The organism is Paenibacillus elgii NBRC 100335, from assembly GCF_004000865.1.
GTDB lineage: Bacteria > Bacillota > Bacilli > Paenibacillales > NBRC-103111 > Paenibacillus_G > Paenibacillus_G elgii.
Genome location: NZ_BIMB01000006.1, coordinates 34,620 through 51,499, shown reverse-complemented (window position 1 = coordinate 51,499; position 16,880 = coordinate 34,620). Strand labels below are relative to the sequence as shown.

Annotated in this window: 18 protein-coding genes; 5 read left to right on the top strand and 13 right to left on the bottom strand. The window is 53.5% G+C overall.

Annotated elements, in window-relative coordinates; genetic code table 11:
• Nucleotides 1–176: 176 nt before the first annotated feature.
• The 4 genes from PEL01S_RS06510 to PEL01S_RS06495 form a co-directional block, all read right to left on the bottom strand.
• Nucleotides 177–1,838: a peptide ABC transporter substrate-binding protein gene (locus tag PEL01S_RS06510; RefSeq protein WP_127459764.1), complete on the bottom strand. Its 1,662-nt coding sequence runs from the start codon at nt 1,836–1,838 to the stop codon at nt 177–179.
• Between the two features lie 427 nt (nt 1,839–2,265).
• Nucleotides 2,266–2,661 (bottom strand): DUF3397 domain-containing protein, encoded by a 396-nt coding sequence (locus tag PEL01S_RS06505; protein WP_127459763.1) that lies wholly within the window; start codon nt 2,659–2,661, stop codon nt 2,266–2,268.
• Between the two features lie 41 nt (nt 2,662–2,702).
• On the bottom strand, nt 2,703–3,686 hold the full coding sequence (locus tag PEL01S_RS06500) for a ketopantoate reductase family protein (protein ID WP_127459762.1): 984 nt from the start codon (nt 3,684–3,686) through the stop codon (nt 2,703–2,705).
• A gap of 136 nt (nt 3,687–3,822) precedes the next feature.
• Nucleotides 3,823–4,473 (bottom strand): RsfA family transcriptional regulator, encoded by a 651-nt coding sequence (locus PEL01S_RS06495; protein WP_063184260.1) that lies wholly within the window; start codon nt 4,471–4,473, stop codon nt 3,823–3,825.
• 302 nt (nt 4,474–4,775) lie between these two features.
• On the opposite strand from PEL01S_RS06495, the gene PEL01S_RS06490 reads away from it, so the two are divergent.
• The gene (locus tag PEL01S_RS06490; protein ID WP_010491888.1) at nt 4,776–5,006 is read left to right on the top strand and encodes a DUF2626 domain-containing protein; all 231 of its coding nucleotides are present in this window, start codon (nt 4,776–4,778) and stop codon (nt 5,004–5,006) included.
• A gap of 58 nt (nt 5,007–5,064) precedes the next feature.
• Here the strand turns inward: PEL01S_RS06490 and PEL01S_RS06485 are convergent, their stop codons facing one another.
• A complete protein-coding gene (locus tag PEL01S_RS06485; protein ID WP_127459761.1) occupies nt 5,065–6,192 on the bottom strand; it encodes a class I SAM-dependent methyltransferase in 1,128 nt (375 codons plus the stop codon).
• Between the two features lie 89 nt (nt 6,193–6,281).
• Between PEL01S_RS06485 and PEL01S_RS06480 the strand changes: the two genes are divergently transcribed.
• The 3 genes from PEL01S_RS06480 to PEL01S_RS06470 all read left to right on the top strand — a co-directional run bounded on the left by PEL01S_RS06480 (nt 6,282) and on the right by PEL01S_RS06470 (nt 9,013).
• The gene (locus PEL01S_RS06480) at nt 6,282–7,226 is read left to right on the top strand and encodes a hypothetical protein (RefSeq protein ID WP_127459760.1); all 945 of its coding nucleotides are present in this window, start codon (nt 6,282–6,284) and stop codon (nt 7,224–7,226) included.
• A gap of 97 nt (nt 7,227–7,323) precedes the next feature.
• Complete coding sequence (locus PEL01S_RS06475) at nt 7,324–8,436, top strand: coiled-coil domain-containing protein (protein ID WP_127459759.1); 1,113 nt, start codon at nt 7,324–7,326, stop codon at nt 8,434–8,436.
• 34 nt (nt 8,437–8,470) lie between these two features.
• Complete coding sequence (locus PEL01S_RS06470) at nt 8,471–9,013, top strand: hypothetical protein (protein WP_255320079.1); 543 nt, start codon at nt 8,471–8,473, stop codon at nt 9,011–9,013.
• Between the two features lie 85 nt (nt 9,014–9,098).
• Here the strand turns inward: PEL01S_RS06470 and PEL01S_RS06465 are convergent, their stop codons facing one another.
• A complete protein-coding gene (locus PEL01S_RS06465; protein WP_127459758.1) occupies nt 9,099–10,433 on the bottom strand; it encodes a PhoH family protein in 1,335 nt (444 codons plus the stop codon).
• A gap of 106 nt (nt 10,434–10,539) precedes the next feature.
• On the opposite strand from PEL01S_RS06465, the gene PEL01S_RS06460 reads away from it, so the two are divergent.
• Complete coding sequence (locus PEL01S_RS06460) at nt 10,540–11,067, top strand: YhcN/YlaJ family sporulation lipoprotein (RefSeq protein WP_010491876.1); 528 nt, start codon at nt 10,540–10,542, stop codon at nt 11,065–11,067.
• 70 nt (nt 11,068–11,137) lie between these two features.
• Here the strand turns inward: PEL01S_RS06460 and PEL01S_RS06455 are convergent, their stop codons facing one another.
• The 7 genes from PEL01S_RS06455 to thiI form a co-directional block, all read right to left on the bottom strand.
• Nucleotides 11,138–11,590, bottom strand: coding sequence for a pyridoxamine 5'-phosphate oxidase family protein (locus tag PEL01S_RS06455; protein WP_127459757.1), 453 nt, complete (start codon nt 11,588–11,590; stop codon nt 11,138–11,140).
• 140 nt (nt 11,591–11,730) lie between these two features.
• A complete protein-coding gene (locus PEL01S_RS06450) occupies nt 11,731–12,006 on the bottom strand; it encodes a hypothetical protein (protein ID WP_127459756.1) in 276 nt (91 codons plus the stop codon).
• 6 nt (nt 12,007–12,012) lie between these two features.
• Entirely contained in the window at nt 12,013–12,483 is a 471-nt protein-coding gene (locus PEL01S_RS06445) for a hypothetical protein (protein ID WP_127459755.1), read from the bottom strand.
• A gap of 29 nt (nt 12,484–12,512) precedes the next feature.
• On the bottom strand, nt 12,513–12,785 hold the full coding sequence (locus PEL01S_RS06440) for a YlaH-like family protein (protein WP_063184268.1): 273 nt from the start codon (nt 12,783–12,785) through the stop codon (nt 12,513–12,515).
• A gap of 81 nt (nt 12,786–12,866) precedes the next feature.
• On the bottom strand, nt 12,867–14,708 hold the full coding sequence (gene typA / locus PEL01S_RS06435) for a translational GTPase TypA (protein WP_063184269.1): 1,842 nt from the start codon (nt 14,706–14,708) through the stop codon (nt 12,867–12,869).
• A 224-nt stretch (nt 14,709–14,932) separates the two neighbouring features.
• On the bottom strand, nt 14,933–15,601 hold the full coding sequence (locus tag PEL01S_RS06430) for a TerC family protein (RefSeq protein WP_063184270.1): 669 nt from the start codon (nt 15,599–15,601) through the stop codon (nt 14,933–14,935).
• A 63-nt stretch (nt 15,602–15,664) separates the two neighbouring features.
• A complete protein-coding gene (gene thiI / locus PEL01S_RS06425; RefSeq protein ID WP_127459754.1) occupies nt 15,665–16,879 on the bottom strand; it encodes a tRNA uracil 4-sulfurtransferase ThiI in 1,215 nt (404 codons plus the stop codon).
• Nucleotide 16,880 lies beyond the last annotated feature (1 nt).

The window sequence follows — 16,880 nt, the reverse complement described above, 5'->3', positions numbered from 1 at the left end:
GAACTGCTTCGCAAGCATAGACCGCTCCAAAGCAAGACTATGTTTGCGAAGCAGCTCCGCTTCCTCCGAACAGAGGGCAAAGCGTACAGAAAAAATCGGAGCCGTTCCAAAGATCAGAACGGCCCCCTCGTTGACGAATCAGCCACTACTTACTATAGTTCATCGGGAGAAACGGATTACTTAATGGAAACCCACTTCAGTTCCCACTCTTTGGACATAGGCGGCAAAATCAGGCCTTCTACGTTCGGTTTCTTCGCGTAAGGTCTCGTACGGAAGTAAAGCGGAGAAATCGGAAGATCAGCCATCAGCTGCTTCTCGGCATCAACCAGCATTTTGGAACGTTTCGCCAAGTCGACTTCTTTGTCGGCGCCTTTGACCAAATCGTCATACGCTTTGTTGTTGTATGCTACATAGTTGAAGGATTTGTTGTCGGACAGCCACATGTCGAGGAACGTCATCGGATCGTTGTAGTCGGCGCCCCACAGTGCGAACAAAGCATCGAAGTTGTTCTCCTGCATGTTTTTCACGCGCAGTGCGAAAGGCAGCGGCTCGCCGTCAACGTCAACCCCAAGGTTCTGCTTCCATTGAGCTTGAACGAACTCAATCGTCTTTTTCGCGCCTTCGGTATCGTCAGCCGTCAGCTTGAATTTCGGCAAGGAAGTCATGTTCAGCTCTTTCAAGCCTTCAGCCATGAGTTGCTTCGCTTTTGCCACATCGAAAGCAGGTTCAGTATCACCCGCTACTTTACGGAATTCCTGCTTGTTGCCGTCAAGAACGGTTACCGGAACCAGACCTGTCGAAGGAATGGACGTTCCGCCGTTGACAACTTCGTTGTAAGCTTTGCGGTCAATCGCCATGCCGAGAGCTTGGCGGATTTTCGCGTTCGCAAACGCCGGGAATTTCGAATTGTGGAACATCAGGTAACCCGTTACGAACTCTTTCTTCAGCGTCAAATCCGGCTTGCCTTGGTAAGCTTTAGCCTGCTCGCCGCGAAGCTCCGTCAGGTCGACTTGGTCCGTCTCGTACATGTTAAGAGCCGTGTTGGCGTCTTTCACCACGTTGACGGTTACTTTGTTCAGCTTCACGTTTGCAGCATCCCAGTACTTGTCGTTTTTAACGAGAACGATTTGCTGCTCGTGGTCCCATTTTTCCATTTTGAACGGACCCGCACCGATAATTTTGTCGGCATCGGCGCCGTTTTTGTCGCCTTGCGCTTTGACAAAATCCGGTTTTTGCGGGAAGAAGAGCGGCATAGCCAATTGGTCAGTAAAGAACGCAACCGGTCTTTCCAGCGTAATTTCAAGCGTTTTGTCGTCTTTTGCTTTTACGCCCAGCTCGGCTTTCTTCGCTTCCACTTCTTCCGGCTTCGCTTTATTCAATGCAACGCCACCTTTGATCCAGGAGAGCATCGTTGCGTATTTCGCTTTTGTCGCCGGGTCCAACGTACGTTGGTAAGCCCATACAAAATCGCTTGCTTTCAGCGGAGAGCCGTCGGCCCATGTCAAACCGTCGCGAAGTGTGATGGTATATACGAGACCGTCCGGAGAAATTTTCGGAAGCTCTTTCGCAAGACCTGGTTGCGGCTTGCCTTCTGCATCCAGACGGTACAGACCTTCGTTCACCGCGTTAAGAATCGTAAAGGAAGGGTTCGTCGTTGCGACGGAACTGTCGATTGCCGGCGGTTCTGCCGCAAGGTTGATTCTAATTTCTTGAGCCGGAGCTTTTTTATTGTCTGTGCCCCCCGCTTGTTGGTTATCTGCGTTGCCCGAGCAACCCGCAACGGTTGTGCCAAGCATAGCTGTAACCGATGCGAGGACGAGAAGCTTGTTATACTTCATAAGACTGACTTCCTCCTTTTTAATTTATGTAATTATATGTTAATTCCTGTCGTGTTATATAACATGACATAGAATTCACACCTAACATGACACCCTTTGATGATATAAGATTCCAGCGGAAAAGTAAAGACCCTGTTGGTTGTAACCGTTACCAAATAGAAATTATACAACCAGGGGTTAATAAAATCTAGTGTTATTTTTTGTTTCTGGCCATTTTTTGTAGTTTTTAGTATTATTATATCACTTTTCGTAGTTTAATCACAAAAAAATAAAGAGCCTTCTGGGTTAGACTCTCAAAAATGGCAGCATTTTATTCGTCAAATGCTGCAAAACGGATTTGCATTCTGTCTGCAGCCTCTTGTCCTTCAGGAAGACAAACACGATGTCTTCCATCAATTAATGTACGCACATTCCTTCATATCTTCTTCTATGGGTTGATCATATATTTGCCGATGCCAATGAACAGCAGGAGAATATAGCATGCCGTCAGCAGCACAAAGCCAAGTCGTCCCAGCGTTCTGGCGATTTTGATCAAATCGATCTTTCCCTTAAGCCGGGTTTGCATATTTCCAAGCAAGCCGGCGGCCACAAGAAACAGCAGCACGATCGTCCACAGCACCATTCCCGAATCGAACAAATTCCGGCTCATAAACGCAACGGAGCCGATAAGAAACAACGTGGTGATATCCATGCTGAGGTGCGTGGCTTTGCGCTTATCTTTAGTATAGTAGTAAACGGCAACCCATACACTGAAAAATGCGACGAACGGGACGAGCGCAAGAAACGTATAAAGCTGCTGCAGCCATCCAAACAATGCACTCATGCGATATCACCCCGATTTCAATCGATAATAATGTTCAGCCGTCAGGACCGATGCCTGGCCTCCGCCGCCTTGATCAACCGGTATACGGTAAGATGCGTCGGAAGCGCTATTCCGCTACGACCCGCTTCCCGCAGCAGTCCTCCCGTAATGGCGTCGATTTCCGTAGCACGTCCAGCCGTCATGTCCTGCAGCATAGAGGACCGGTTGTTTGCGGTTCGCCGGCATACCTCCAGCAGCTGCTCCCACAGATCCGGCTCCAACCGGATATCAAGCGCACGCGCCAGAGCAACCCCTTCTTCGTGCAGAGCACGCATCAGCTCGCCGGCTCCCGGCAAACACAGAAGCTCGCCATTCGGCACCCGCAGCAAGGCGGTGAGCGGATTGATGACCGCATTGATAAGAAGCTTTTGCCAAATACGGCTAGAGATGTTTTTCGACATAGATGCGCTAAATCCTGCCAATTGCAGCCAATAAACCAGATTTTTTTGCACGATTTCCGAAAATTCGACCGTTTCGTCCCTCGCTGCGCCTATCCAGGTCGTACCACTCCCCGTATGAACCGCTTCCCCGGCGGAGGAGATCATCGCGCCTTCCGTCGTCACAGCTGCAAGTAACCGCTCCGCCGGTACATGCGCCGCCAGCGTCTCCAGATGCCCGATGCCGTTCTGCAAGCAAACGATCCACACCGAGGGGCCCATCCGCCGTCCGAGTTCCAGCCCGAGCTCCCGGGTTATGGCCGATTGCTTTACGGCTAGCAGGATAAAATGCGGCCCGCTCCCGTCCTCCCCCCCGAATGCTTCCATCTCGTCCCATAAGCAAACGCGGGGAAAAGCAGTAATCACTGCCCGAGCGCTTTTTTCCTCCGGTCCGGAAACAGCATCGATCAAGCGCAATCCTGCAGCTTCCATTTCAGCTCGCCGCTCGGCACGGCGGACGACGATCTCAACCTCGTGCCCCGCTTCGGATAATTTGACTGCAAACAACGTTCCGAGCGCCCCTGCGCCAATCACCGTAAACCGGCCCATCGTCTCTCCCCCGTGCGCTAAAAGTTTGTTCAGTCTATCATAGCAAAAAATGGCGGGACACGCACAAAAACCCCGGAACGGGTGCTCATGGCAACCCGATTCGGGGGGTTCCTTCCTTTTTATGAGACGGTTCCGGTTATTCGATCCGTTCCAGATTCCCGTTTTCATCCATTTTAAAGCGGGTTTTGCTTTCCTCTTCTTCCTCTGCCAGAAAAGCAAGCTTGCGAGCCCGGTCCATAATCTGGATAAGCGCTTTGTAATCGTCGTTCACGACGCGATAATCGGTCGAAACGTCGCTGACCTGCCGGCTCAGTTCGTCGTTGAGATTACGCAGCCGTTCAAGCTCATCCTGCTTGTCGTTCAGTTCCTTCTCAAGCTGCCTTACGTGCCGCACCATTTCCTGGTAGCTTCCTTTCCATTGCCGCAGAAAGCGGATAACGGCGTCGATCGACAACTCTTCCACGATCCCGTCGCTGCGCACCGCGCCTTCCGAGGCCAAGGGGCCTCCCATGCCGCTGCCCGCAATGGATGCGAACGCGCTCGCCTGCTTGCGGTGCTGGTTTCTTTTTTGTCGCTGCGCTTTGGCGATCTGAATCGCCGCCTCGTATTTCTTGCGGACGAAGCTGTTCCAGCGGAAACCGCAAGCGGCCGCCGTTCTACCTATTTTTTCGCCCACTTCCTCAAAAGCGGACAGCTGCGTGCTGCCTTCGCGAATATGTCTTAACGTCACCTCCGCCAATATCAAATCGTCTTCCTCGCTCCAAGCGTCTTGTCTGATTGCCGTCATCAAGCCGTCCTCCTAACCCCTATAGGTTCATCCGCATCTATGTTCGTGATGCATAAAGTGCTGCGTTACTTTATCTCTATGCCCATGGTAGAGTTCATAGAATACTTTTCTAGTAATTTGTATTGCCAATTTTCAAGGCGGTCATACATCGTTTCAGCGGATTTGGGCAACGATATGTTGCGAAGGGCTAAAAATTTGACTAAAATTCGTCACGGATTGGGCGTTTACAGGCAGGAAGGCTTTCGCTATAATGTTGGATAGTACATAAGTATCGATCGTGAACGAAGAGAGGGGGATACAGGATGGATCGCATGTTTCGCGTTCTTGGCTTCTGGACGCTTGTAATCGGGCTCATGGCGTTGGCCGGCGACTTTATTCCAATGGCGCTCATCTTTTTCGCCCAGACGGCGATTTTCACGCTGTTAGGATACATGAAACTGTCTGAACGTGCCTACATATTGATTTTTTGGGGCTACATGATTGTTTCGTTTACAGGGTTTACCTACTGGTCATTTTTCAAAATGTCCATCTAAACCTGCCAGTCCGGAAAAAAGTAAGCGAATACGAGACAAGAAAGGCGAACCGCAAGCTTCAATGCGGTTCGCCTTTTTTTTGAATCAAAACCTTAAACAGCTCGCTCATCTGGTCGCTGAGAAGCAGCTGGCGAATGGCCCGATTGCGCCGGGCCTGCGGCGAGAACGGGTCTCGGGCGTCATGATCGCTCAACTCGTCCAGCAATCCCTGCTCCAGCAAAAATTGCTTCTGGCTGAGCAGGCCCGAAGGCTCCAGCCCCGCTTCCTTCCCGGCATCGATCAACGCGCTGAAATTGACATGAGCGGTCATGTCCTGCTCGCCTGGGAACTGCAGCGGCGTATCGGAAGCCTGATGCTTCCGGTAACACAGCAGCGTTCCGTTCATCCGGTGCGGAGCGTAAAGCTCTTCCCTCACGTGCCCGTAGTCGATCGTCAGCAGCACACTGCCGTTCCCCAAGCTGCCGGCAACCGACCGGAGCCAGCGCAGCGCGTCCAAATTGACTTCGAACCGCTGACCCGCTCTCGGCGGAATCGCTTCCTTGATGATAAAGGCCTCAAGCTCGCCGCCCGATAACGGTCTTTCCACCTCCGTCAGGCAGCTCTGTTCGTCATCCCAGCCCACCATAATTTCCCGCCAGCCCGCTTCACGGCTTACGATCAGGTACACCGGAAAGGCGTCCGGCAGCTCGTTGGACAAAACAAGCGTATTGGGCCAAGGGCCTGCCGCGTGCCACTCCTCGGCTGTGAGGTAGCTCACAAGCCCCATATGAGGCGCTAGCGCCTCCGATTGAAGGCTCCGGTGCACCGGGCTCTTTTCGATGCTGATGAAGCGCAGCCGCGCATACAGCGCGGGAGAGCCGCTCCGGATGGCGTCAAGCATTTGTCTTGCTAAAGTTCCGTCGCCCCCTCCCCACTCTGTTAAGCAGATATCGCCGCTCCGCGTTTCCGCAAAGCTTCGAAGGTAGGCAGCCAGCATGTCGCCAAGCACGCTGCCGACCGAAGCGCTCGTATAAAAGTCGCCAGCCCGGCCGATTTTCCGATTCGAATTCATATAATAGCCCAAGCTCGGATGATACAAGCACAAATCCATATAGTCCCGGAACGAAATCGCCCGGCCCGGCTGCATATCAATCTGTTCCCGAATCGCTTGCAGCAGCGGGGAATCGTTCGCCTGCTCCGTTTTCATACGCCTACCGCCTCTCGCCAAATTACTAAAGACAAAACCGCCCCCACTCGCTATAATAGGATGAGAAAAATAGGAGAGGAAGCAGAGCCTTGTTTAAACCACGAACGATCTTCTGCGCGGCCCTTATAAGCTGCACTGTTCTGCTCACGTCCGCCTGCACCGATCATCAGCAGGTGAAGCAGGATTTGGTGCAAGCTGTCGCCAAGCAGGAGCAAATCCAAAGCTACCGATATGCCGGGGAAGCGGAGCTGAAGCTGGACGCTTCTTTATTTTCAGGCTCGCAACCGGTAACTGCCGCTTTGCTTGGCCTGGTTAAAGAAAGCAAGTTCGAATACAGCGGGCTCGTTTCGCTGGCAGATCCGGTCCGAATGGAAGCCTCGGTCAAACTGACGCCGAAAGGTGCGGCCTCACCCATCGAACTGCCGTTTCTTCTTAAAGATAACAAAATGTATCTGCAGATGCCAGCCATTACGAAGGCGGACGAATATTTGATGCTGCCGCTGGATAAGCAAGCGGACAAGCTCAAGAACACCGGAAGGCTAAGCGCCTCCCTTATCGGCAAGCTGCTCGAAGGGGTCGATCCGAACTGGCTGGAGCCCGGCAGCAAGGACGAGAAGCTTGCCGAGGGCGAACCTGCGAAGCGCATTACGCTTACGGTGACGGACAAGAACAAGCAGGACATGGCAAAATATTTCGCAGCCGCACTGCCATCCGTGCTTAACGAGCTGATGACCAGCGGGCTGAGCGGAACGGGACAAGCCGAGGAATGGAAAAAATCGCTGGAGCGGATCAAGATCGAAGCTCCTACGACGCTAAGTATCCTGATCGACAATCAAGGTTTTATCCGTGAGCAAACCGGAAAGCTTTATTTTTCGGTCGAAGGCGGAAACGACGCAAAAAACAGCGTGGAATGGACGTATAAGGTGCAAGAGATCAATCAGACCCCTGCCTTTACGAAAGAAGCACCGAAGCAGGTCAAACATGCGGAAGACATTTTACGATTGCTCCCTAAGCCTCAAGCGGGCAAAAAGTAACGTGACGGAAGCCCTTCCATGGCACAGCGCCGTGGAATTTTTTTGTCATGTTTTTCCCATTCCTATGATAATCTTTAGTTGAAAGGACGGGAGGGACATGCGTGTGAATATACGCCAATGGGCTATCCTTGCGCTTTTCTCGGTATACGGATGTTTATCCGCCTTATGGCCCTATTCCGCGTATGCGGAGAGCGGACAAGCGGATAGAAGCTTGCTGCAGAAAGGCCTTACCATCTATGAGATCGATCAGGAGCTAAGCCGCATTGCCGATCAGGAAATCAAGCTCCAGGCGCAAATGCAGAGCGCAGAACAGCAAATTCGCGAAGCGGAGCATTCCACAAGCGAGGCGAAAATACATGCCGCCAAAGTCGTCCGCTCTTATTACATGGGCGACCGCGATTCGCTGTGGGTGCTGCTGTTCTCGGTAGGTTCGTTCTCCGATGCGGTGTCGGTGCTCGACTATCTGCAAATGATTCTGCGCAACGATAAACAAGCGCTGCAGCGTCATACGGATGCATGGCAGCGGCTGACTTCGGTCAAAAAAGAGCTGGCTGATGCCCATACCTCCCTGCAGCGGACGAAAGAGCGTTACTTGCAGCAGCGGGAACGGCTTGCCGCGCTCCAAAAAGAAGTGGACGCTCAGTTGGCCGATAGCAAAGAGCAGGCGGCGCTGCTTCAGCAGATGCTCGAGCTCAACAAGCTATGGGAGAACAAGGGCATTCCTCTGTTCAAGACGTACTTTCAGGCGCTGGCGGGTGCGATGCAGCAGCTTCCCGAGCTGGTAACGTCCGGCGGCGACAAAAACAAGAACGGCAATCTGGTCATGAACGGGGTAAATTATACGTTCCAGATGACGGACAGCGAGCTTAACGACTTTTTGCGTAAAAAAAACGAACGGTTCCGCAATCTGACGTTTCATTTCTATCCCGATCAAGTATCGGCCTCCGGGCAGGAAGGCGATATTGCCGTCATGATCCGGGGAAGCTACGAGATGGCCGTGATGGACGACGGCAGCGAAAAACCGTTTATCCGGTTCCGGATTCTGGAAATGCAGTTTAACGGCTTTTCCCTGCCCTCCACGACGGTGGAGGAATTCGAAAAAAGCTTTGATCTGGGGATCTACCCCCAAAATATCGCCTCGTTTTTGCAAGTAACCGGCGTCCGGCTGGAAGAAGGAAAATTAAGCATCCTGCTGAAGCTGGCCTTATAACTTTTAAGCTAAGCCGCCCCGGAAGAAAAGGAGCGTGAAGACGTTGACGGAGCCCGTGCTCAAATATGCTGCAGCCTTGGATCTGCCCGAAGACAAGCAGGCCGGCTATTATGCCCAGATTGTCAAAGCATTGGCGGGAAAGACCGCCTTGTTCGACCGCGACAAGGAGCTGATGATTTTTTCGTCCGCGGATGAGCTGGAGCGGCTCAGGCCGATTTTAGAGCAATATGCCGTTCCTTCCGAAGAGCTAAACGTGCTCCTGCTTCCGGCTCCGGTCACGAAGTATCCGGCCTTCGGCGATTACGGCTTTGTCAGCCGCCTGGAGAACGTTTACCTGTATGCGGATCTCGTCGCCGTATTCCGGCTGCGGGCTGCGACGGAGGCGAATGGTCTGCTCGGGCGGGCCTTCGAGCCGCGGCAGGCGGAAGCTCAGCTTGAGGAACATTTGCTTGCCGCTTGGCCGGAGCCGGGAGGCGGCTCTGCCTTCGCCGTCGATGCCCAACTGGCCGAGCTTGCGGAAGGCATTGCCCGCGCTTACGGCGGCGCTGTGGAATGGATTTATTCGCCGGAACGGTGAAACCGCAGAAACAACAAAAAACGGTGGTGCCGCGATAGATTCCTATCGTTGGCATCACCGTTTTTTTCATTAAGGTAAGGTTCCCTTACAGCAAATCGGCGGCTAGCTGCGCCAGATGCGAGCGCTCCCCGCGCTCCAGCATGATGTGTCCACTGATCGTTTGCTCCTTAAAGCGCTCTACAACATACGTAAGGCCGTTGCTCGACGCATCCAGATATGGGTGGTCGATCTGCTCGGGATCGCCCAGCAGAACGATCTTGCTGCCCGCGCCCACACGAGAAACGATCGTTTTCACCTCGTGCTTGGACAGGTTCTGCGCTTCGTCGATGATGATGAATTGCCCGGGAATGGACCTCCCGCGGATGTAGGTCAGCGCCTCGACTTGAATGCTGCCGAGCCCCGCCAATATTTTATCGATATCGCCCGGCTTTTTCGTATCGAACAAATACTCCAAATTATCGTAGATCGGCTGCATCCACGGCCGCAGCTTTTCTTCTTTTTCTCCCGGCAAGTACCCGATGTCCTTACCCATCGGAACGACGGGACGGGCAATCAGCAGCTTCTTATACTTTCTTTCGTCCTCGACCTTCAATAAGCCTGCAGCAAGCGTCAGTAGCGTTTTCCCCGTGCCTGCTTTGCCCGTCAGCGTGACCAGCGGAATATCGTCGTTAAGCAGAAGCTCGAGGGCCATCCGCTGCTGGGCATTCCGCGCCGCGATTCCCCAGATCGGATCGTTGCTAAGATAAAGCGGCTCCAGCTTCTTCCCGTCGGCATTCACTTTAAGCAGTGCCGACTTGCTGGTACCCATCTCGTCTTTCAGAATGACGAATTCGTGCGGATGAAGCGCATAGCCGAGCTGCAGCGAATTGATGCTTAAATAGCGGTACGTGTAAAACTCGTCGATAACCGAAGGGTGCACCAGCAAGGTCAACTGCCCGGTGTAAATGTCTCCGGCCACGTTCACGACCCGGTCCGTCAAATAATCTTGTGCTGTAATGCCCAGCACGTCGGCTTTGATCCGGACGAGCACGTCCTTGCTGACCAGAATAACCGGCTTCGGGTCGGATTTTTCCTTCTCTTCCAGCAAATAATTTAGTGCCACCGCCAAAATGCGGTTGTCGTTCGTCACTTCGGCGAACACTTCCTGCAGCTTCGCAAAGCTCCGATGGTTCAGCTCCACCTTCAGGCTTCCGCCGCCGGGAAGCCCGATGCCTTCAAACAGTTGGCCGTCGCTGCGGAGCCCATCGAGCATCCGGGAAATTTGGCGCGCATTGCGCCCCAGTTCGTCGGCGTTGCGTTTCTTGGAGTCGATTTCCTCCAAGACGACCGCCGGAATAATAATATCGTTATCTTCAAAAGCGTAAATCGCGTTCGGGTCCTGCAGCAGCACATTGGTATCCAGCACATAAATTTTTTTCATCATGAGTCCCTCCCAGGTTCGGTGGTTGGTTCGGCTCGATACATAGGAATTTCCCCGTCAGGACAAACTAGCCAAAGCCGATGACGAAAAGAAAGGACGATTGTTGATGAAAATGTTTGTCGTGACCCTCTTGATGTTGTCCGCTGTCGTGTCAGGATGTAACCAAGCACCAAAAAATGGAGCTGCCCCCTCGCAGACCGCCGATGCGAACCGGCAAGTACAAGTGAAGCAAACGGCACCGCAGAAAAAAGAAATTCAGGACCCCCGCGCCGTAGCCCACAGGCTGGAGCAAATCGCCGTCAGCGTGCCGAATGTGGAGAGCGCCAACTGCGTCGTCTTCGGCAACACGGCCGTCGTGGGAATCAACGTCCCGCCTGCCATGGACCGCGCGAAAGTCGGAACGATCAAGCTGTCTGTCGCGGAGGCGCTCAAAAAAGATCCATACGGAGTGGATGCGTTAGTAACCGCGGATATGGATTTGAACCAGCGCTTGTGGAACATAAGGCAGCAAGCGATGAACGGTAGACCGATCAACGGCTTCGCTGAGGAAATGGCCGCCATTATCGGGAGAATCGTTCCGCAGATGCCGCGTGACGTGAATCCGCTGCAATCGCATCCGCCCGCTCAAAGGTAATCCGCAGTTCCAGGCAGCAATCTGTACCGGTCTTTTGAGGTGGAAAAAAAGCCTAGGACGTCAAACGGTCTTAGGCTTTTTGCATCGCGTCGAACACTTGCGTGTCCAGCTTCTCAGCGGCACGCTTGTCGTACGTTTTTTCATATTCAGGGGCAACGGAAATGCGCGCTCCGTAGAACATCGCATCGCGCACCGAAGCAATGTCAATATCATAGCAAGCCAGCTTGAACGGAACCCCGTCAAGAGCTTCGGCAACCTGACGCGCGCTTCCGTAAATCACGAAGACGGAGCCGGCGCCGATAACCGTCAAATTTACATGCGCATGCTGCTTGATGTTCGTCAAAATGCGCGAACGCTGGTCGACGGCAAAACGAACCGTCGTCCGGTCTTTAGCGAATAGCCACGAAATGGCGTTTGTCGCAGGCGAACCGGTTTCATGATCGATCGTGCTCAAAAGAGCAAACGAATCCTTTTGGAGTAGATCGAAGAGCTGTTCCGACAAGGCTATGATCGTTTCGGCCATAGGTTCCCCTCCTGTAAAGGTTTGTCTCCGAATCTAAGACCATTATAGCATACGGGCTAGGTAACAGCTACCAGCAGTTATCACGGACACTCCCTTCGGACAATGATATTTTATTGTATCTCATCGTCCGGGGTTATATGTCAATCATTGTATTTCGGATTGGAGTTAATGTCCGTTAAAAGCTGTTCGGCGAGCTCGCGGTCGAACCTTTTCGTATGACGGACGCCTCCGGCCTCTTCGTACTCCACGGTATAGGTCTCTTCATCGGCCGTACGGACGAACCGCTCGAGATGATGATCCTCCCGCAGGATCGTTTCAAAAAAATCTCTCGTTTCCGATGCTGCCATGTCGACCGGCCGGGCCTCCGCCACAATGCTGATCTGCAGCCAATTGAACACCGCATCCTGTAAATTCACAAGCCCTCAGTCCTCTCTCAGCAAAATCACTTGACGGCCGCCTGCCGTCCATGTCCGCATGGCATCCAGCCAGCGCTCCGCCTCCGACTCCGGATCGGCTTCGGCTTGCCGGAGCAGCGCTGCCGCCTCACGTGCCGTCAGTATCCGATTCAAATACGCTTCGGCACAATGGGATAGCCGCCAGGTCGGATGTTCACCCGCATCATCGTTCATAGCTTCCGAAGACTCAGCGGCGGACAATCGAATATCGCCGGATTGCGCGAGTGCGAACGGGAGCTCCTCCGTACCGCAGACCTCGCCCGACTCGTCCTCCGGCAGCAAATGCGCTTTGAACATCATCAACAGCCGCGGGTGGATTCGTCCCATCGTTTCCAGGAAACGCATCCTGAGGTCCTCGGGCTCTAGCCGGAGCCTTCCCCCGCCAAGCACAGCCGTTTCCCCGTTCCATGACAAGGGGACTAGCCAGAAGTCCGACATCAGCCAAGCACCTCCATCGGGCCGAGCCCTTACGATTTGCGGTTTTCCCGCTCCTGAACGTAGTAGCGAATCCGCACCATCAGCATCAAAACGACCGCCACGGTCAGGCTGAGTACGATCGGCAGCCCCGCCAGTTGAAAGAACAACAGCATCCCCGATCCGAGAGCCAGCATTAGGTAAATGATAGCGTCTTTCAAAATCGGCAGCTTCCGCGTCTTGAATACTTTATTGTACACGTAAGTAATCAGCACGAAGATGATGATCCATGTCACAAACGGATGCGCCCTCAGCCATTCGAGCATCGGAATCCTCCTTTTTATGTAGACTTGCAAAGAAAGCTCCGATTGCTCAGAGCTTTCCCGCGTCTTCTTTATTGAGTTGAATTAAGCATTGGCTTCCGCCATTTTACGCTGCTTTTCGAAACGTTCGCGCTCGCCTTTGTTCAATATTTTTTTGCGAAGGCGAATCGATTTCGGCGTAATTTCGCAATATTCGTCGTCATTCAAATATTCGAGCGCCTGCTCCATCGAATAGAGCCTCGGCGTTTTCATTTTGACCGTATCTTCTTTCGTTGCCGAACGGACGTTCGTCAACTGTTTTTCTTTGCAAATGTTTACGATGATGTCGTTATCGCGGTTGTGCTCGCCAACGATCATGCCTTCGTAGACCTCCGTGCCTGGTTCCAGGAACAGCGTACCGCGGTCTTCGACCGATAGCATACCATAGAATGTGGAAGTACCTGTCTCGCTTGAGATCAGCACACCTTCATGACGTCCGCCCACGCCGCTGCCCGCATACGGACCGTAGCTGTCAAACGCGTGGTTCATAACGCCGTAGCCGCGGGTTAGCGTCAGGAAGTAGGTCCGGTACCCGATCAAGCCGCGGGCCGGAATGAGAAACTCCAGACGAACGTTGCCGGAGCCGTTGTTGATCATATTGACCATCTCGGCTTTACGCGTCCCGAGGCTTTCCATCACGGAGCCCATGCTGTCTTCCGGCAAATCGATAATAAGACGCTCGATCGGCTCCATTTTTTGGCCGTCGATCATACGAATAATGACTTCCGGCTTCGATACTTGCAGTTCGAATCCTTCGCGGCGCATATTTTCGATCAAGATGCCGAGATGCAGCTCGCCACGGCCGGATACGATAAACGCGTCGGGGCTGTCCGTTTCATCGACGCGAAGGCTGACGTCGGTCTCCAGCTCCTTGAACAGACGCTCGCGCAGCTTGCGGCTCGTTACCCATTTTCCTTCGCGGCCCGCAAACGGGCTGTTGTTGACAAGGAACGTCATCTGGAGCGTCGGCTCGTCGATCTTGAGCACCGGCAGCGCTTCAGGGTTCGCCGGGTCGGCCAACGTTTCGCCGATATTGATGTCCTTGATCCCGGAGATCGCGATGATATCGCCCGCGCCGGCCTCTTCGATCTCGATGCGCTTCAAGCCCTGGAAGCCGAAAAGCTTCTCGACGCGAGCTTGCTTCACTTGTCCTTCGCGGTTGATGACCGCAATCGGCTGACCTTGACGCACCACTCCACGGTTTACGCGGCCGATGGCGATCCGGCCCAAATATTCGTTATAATCCATGAGCGTAACCAGAAACTGCAGAGGCTCGTCGACCTTCTCGGTCGGTGCCGGGATATGGCTGACGATCGTATCGTAGAGGTCCTGCATGTTTTCGCTCAGCTTTTCCGGGTTCAGGCTCGACATTCCCATAAGACCCGATGCGTAAACGACCGGGAAGTCAAGCTGGTTGTCGTCCGCTCCCAGTTCGATGAACAGATCGAGCACTTCATCGACCACTTCGGCCGGTCTGGCGTTCGGACGGTCGATTTTATTGACGACGACGATCGGCGTCAAATGCTGTTCCAGCGCTTTGCGCAGAACGAATTTCGTCTGCGGCATCGTTCCTTCAAAGGCATCGACGACAAGCAGTACGCCGTCGACCATTTTCATAATCCGTTCCACTTCGCCGCCGAAGTCGGCGTGGCCCGGGGTATCGACGATATTGATCAAGTAGTCCTTGTATTGGATGGCCGTATTTTTCGCCAAAATGGTAATGCCGCGTTCCCGTTCGATATCGTTCGAGTCCATGGCGCGTTCCTGCACCGCCTCGTTTTCCCGGAACGTTCCGGATTGCTGAAGCAGCTTATCCACCAGCGTTGTTTTGCCGTGGTCGACGTGGGCGATGATGGCGATATTACGAATTTTGTCTCTCGAATGCATGTAGTCTCAAAATCCTCTCTTTGAATTTGGCTAAAATCGTGCTCCTTGTTGCCGGAGCGCAGCCCGTTCACAAAAGAAGCGTCGGACGTAAGCGCCGACGCTACAATTCACACTTTATTATACGTGCAGATGCCGCAAAACGCAAGATAGCTTGCAGGATTAACCGATTATTTACAATACCTTTTCATGACTGGAAAGCGGCGTTTCCGAAGTCCGCCAGCACGCTAAGTATGCCGTTGACGCGGCCGGAACACCCATTTCTTAAGCACGCCGGATGCAAGTACGATCAACGTCGTGACGATCGGCAGCACATAATGCGAAGTATCCCCGAGCAGTCTGGTTGCCAGTTCCTCGTCGGCGATAAACATCTCCCCTGCGGTATAGCCAAGAATGCCGGCTCCCAAATAAACGAAAATGGGGTACCGCTTCAGCAAATTGACGACCAAGGTGCTCCCCCAGACGATGATCGGAATGCTAAGCCCGATCCCGAGAATGATTACTCCGACCTCTCCCTTCGCTTTGGCTGCAATGGCCAATACGTTGTCGAGGCTCATGACGAAATCGGCCAAAATAATCGTGCTGACCGCTTTGCCGAGGGTAGCCGCTTGCTTCACGTTGGAATGATCCTCTTCGTCGATCAGCAGCTTGATGGCAATCCAGAGCAGCAGCACCGAGCCGAGCGCTTGAATGAACGGCACCTTCAAGACATAGACGGCAATAACGGTGAGCACGACCCGCAGGGCGATCGCCCCGAAGGCCCCCCACCAAATCGCCTGCTTTCGCTGATGCAAAGGCAAATTTTTACTCGCCAAAGCAATGACGACGGCATTGTCGCCGCTCAGCACGATATTGATCAGCATAATTTGGAGAAACAAAATGAACCAATCCAGCATGGTCGTTACCCTCCATCTCATTCAATTCGATCTGGAGTCCGGCGAACGATGGCATAGGATAATCTAGAAAAAAGAGGAGAATCGATCTTCTTGTTCCGCCCGACGGTCCGTATCTATCCATAGGGTTTCCGTATTCCGCACCGCTTCATCCATTTCTTCCTGAAGCCAGGGCATTCCCTCTTCGATGCTTTCGACAACCTTCAAGTTCGGGTTAGTGCTCGGACTTGGCGGCAAAAACAACGTGCAGCAATCCTCATAAGGCAAAATGGATACTTCGTACGAATCAATCACCTCGGCGAGGCGGATAATTTCCAGCTTTTCCATACAAACGAGCGGACGGATCAACGGAAGGTGCACGGCCCGGCCGATGGCATTCATGCTGGCCAGCGTTTGGCTTGCCACTTGTCCCAAGCTTTCCCCGGTAACGATCGCGCCCGCCCCATTCGCCTCGGCCAGCTTCTCTGCGATCCGCATCATGGCTCTGCGCAGCACCGTGATCAGCAGATTTTCCCGGTACGTCTCGTGAATCTTGGTCTGCACGCTCGTGAACGGCACCATGTGCAGCTTGATCGGCCCGGCGTATACGGCAAGCTTCCGAACCAGCTCCTTCACTTTCTCTTGCGATCTTTCGCTGGTGTAAGGATAGCTGTGAAAATGGACAGCTTCCACAGCCAGCCCTTGGCGCATGGCCAAATAGCCCGCTACCGGACTGTCGATGCCCCCGGACAGCATGAGCACCGCTTTACCGTTCGTGCCGAGCGGAAACCCGCCGGCGCCCCGGTCTACTTGGCTGTATACGAGCGCTTGCCGTTCGCGAAGCTCGACTTTCAGCTCCGCTTCCGGCCGGTGCACGTCCACTTTCAGGTCGGGCATAGCCCTTAAGACATAGCCTCCGACAAGCCGGTTCATCTCTTGCGAATCGTGCGGAAAGCTTTTGTTCACGCGGCGCACGCTGACCTTGAACGTTCGCGGCTGCGTGTCCATGGCCCGCATCGCCATGAGCGCCGTTTCCTGCACGCGCTCCAGCTCCAATTCCGTCGTAAGCACGGGGCTGAACGACACTATGCCGAATACCGTCTTGAGCGGCTCGTGCACCGCTTCGTAAGGCGTACCGTTCAAATGCAGCGTAATTCGCCCGAATTCTTTTTCATACTTGATGGCTCCCCAAGGACGCAATACCCGTTTCAGCTGCTGCAAAACCGCTTGCTCGAACCGGTGGCGGTTGCGTCCTTTAAGCGTCAATTCCCCCAAACGGAGGACGACCTGTTGCGGTGTCATA

What these genes read in the sequence shown, in the direction of transcription:
- PEL01S_RS06510 (WP_127459764.1), bottom strand. Translation starts at nt 1,838, where the DNA reads ATGAAGTATAACAAGCTTCTCGTCCTCGCATCGGTTACAGCTATGCTT.
- PEL01S_RS06505 (WP_127459763.1), bottom strand. Translation starts at nt 2,661, where the DNA reads ATGAGTGCATTGTTTGGATGGCTGCAGCAGCTTTATACGTTTCTTGCG.
- PEL01S_RS06500 (WP_127459762.1), bottom strand. Translation starts at nt 3,686, where the DNA reads ATGGGCCGGTTTACGGTGATTGGCGCAGGGGCGCTCGGAACGTTGTTT.
- PEL01S_RS06495 (WP_063184260.1), bottom strand. Translation starts at nt 4,473, where the DNA reads ATGACGGCAATCAGACAAGACGCTTGGAGCGAGGAAGACGATTTGATA.
- PEL01S_RS06490 (WP_010491888.1), top strand. Translation starts at nt 4,776, where the DNA reads ATGGATCGCATGTTTCGCGTTCTTGGCTTCTGGACGCTTGTAATCGGG.
- PEL01S_RS06485 (WP_127459761.1), bottom strand. Translation starts at nt 6,192, where the DNA reads ATGAAAACGGAGCAGGCGAACGATTCCCCGCTGCTGCAAGCGATTCGG.
- PEL01S_RS06475 (WP_127459759.1), top strand. Translation starts at nt 7,324, where the DNA reads ATGCGTGTGAATATACGCCAATGGGCTATCCTTGCGCTTTTCTCGGTA.
- PEL01S_RS06465 (WP_127459758.1), bottom strand. Translation starts at nt 10,433, where the DNA reads ATGAAAAAAATTTATGTGCTGGATACCAATGTGCTGCTGCAGGACCCG.
- PEL01S_RS06460 (WP_010491876.1), top strand. Translation starts at nt 10,540, where the DNA reads ATGAAAATGTTTGTCGTGACCCTCTTGATGTTGTCCGCTGTCGTGTCA.
- PEL01S_RS06455 (WP_127459757.1), bottom strand. Translation starts at nt 11,590, where the DNA reads ATGGCCGAAACGATCATAGCCTTGTCGGAACAGCTCTTCGATCTACTC.
- PEL01S_RS06445 (WP_127459755.1), bottom strand. Translation starts at nt 12,483, where the DNA reads ATGTCGGACTTCTGGCTAGTCCCCTTGTCATGGAACGGGGAAACGGCT.
- PEL01S_RS06440 (WP_063184268.1), bottom strand. Translation starts at nt 12,785, where the DNA reads ATGCTCGAATGGCTGAGGGCGCATCCGTTTGTGACATGGATCATCATC.
- typA (WP_063184269.1), bottom strand. Translation starts at nt 14,708, where the DNA reads ATGCATTCGAGAGACAAAATTCGTAATATCGCCATCATCGCCCACGTC.
- PEL01S_RS06430 (WP_063184270.1), bottom strand. Translation starts at nt 15,601, where the DNA reads ATGCTGGATTGGTTCATTTTGTTTCTCCAAATTATGCTGATCAATATC.
- thiI (WP_127459754.1), bottom strand. Translation starts at nt 16,879, where the DNA reads ATGACACCGCAACAGGTCGTCCTCCGTTTGGGGGAATTGACGCTTAAA.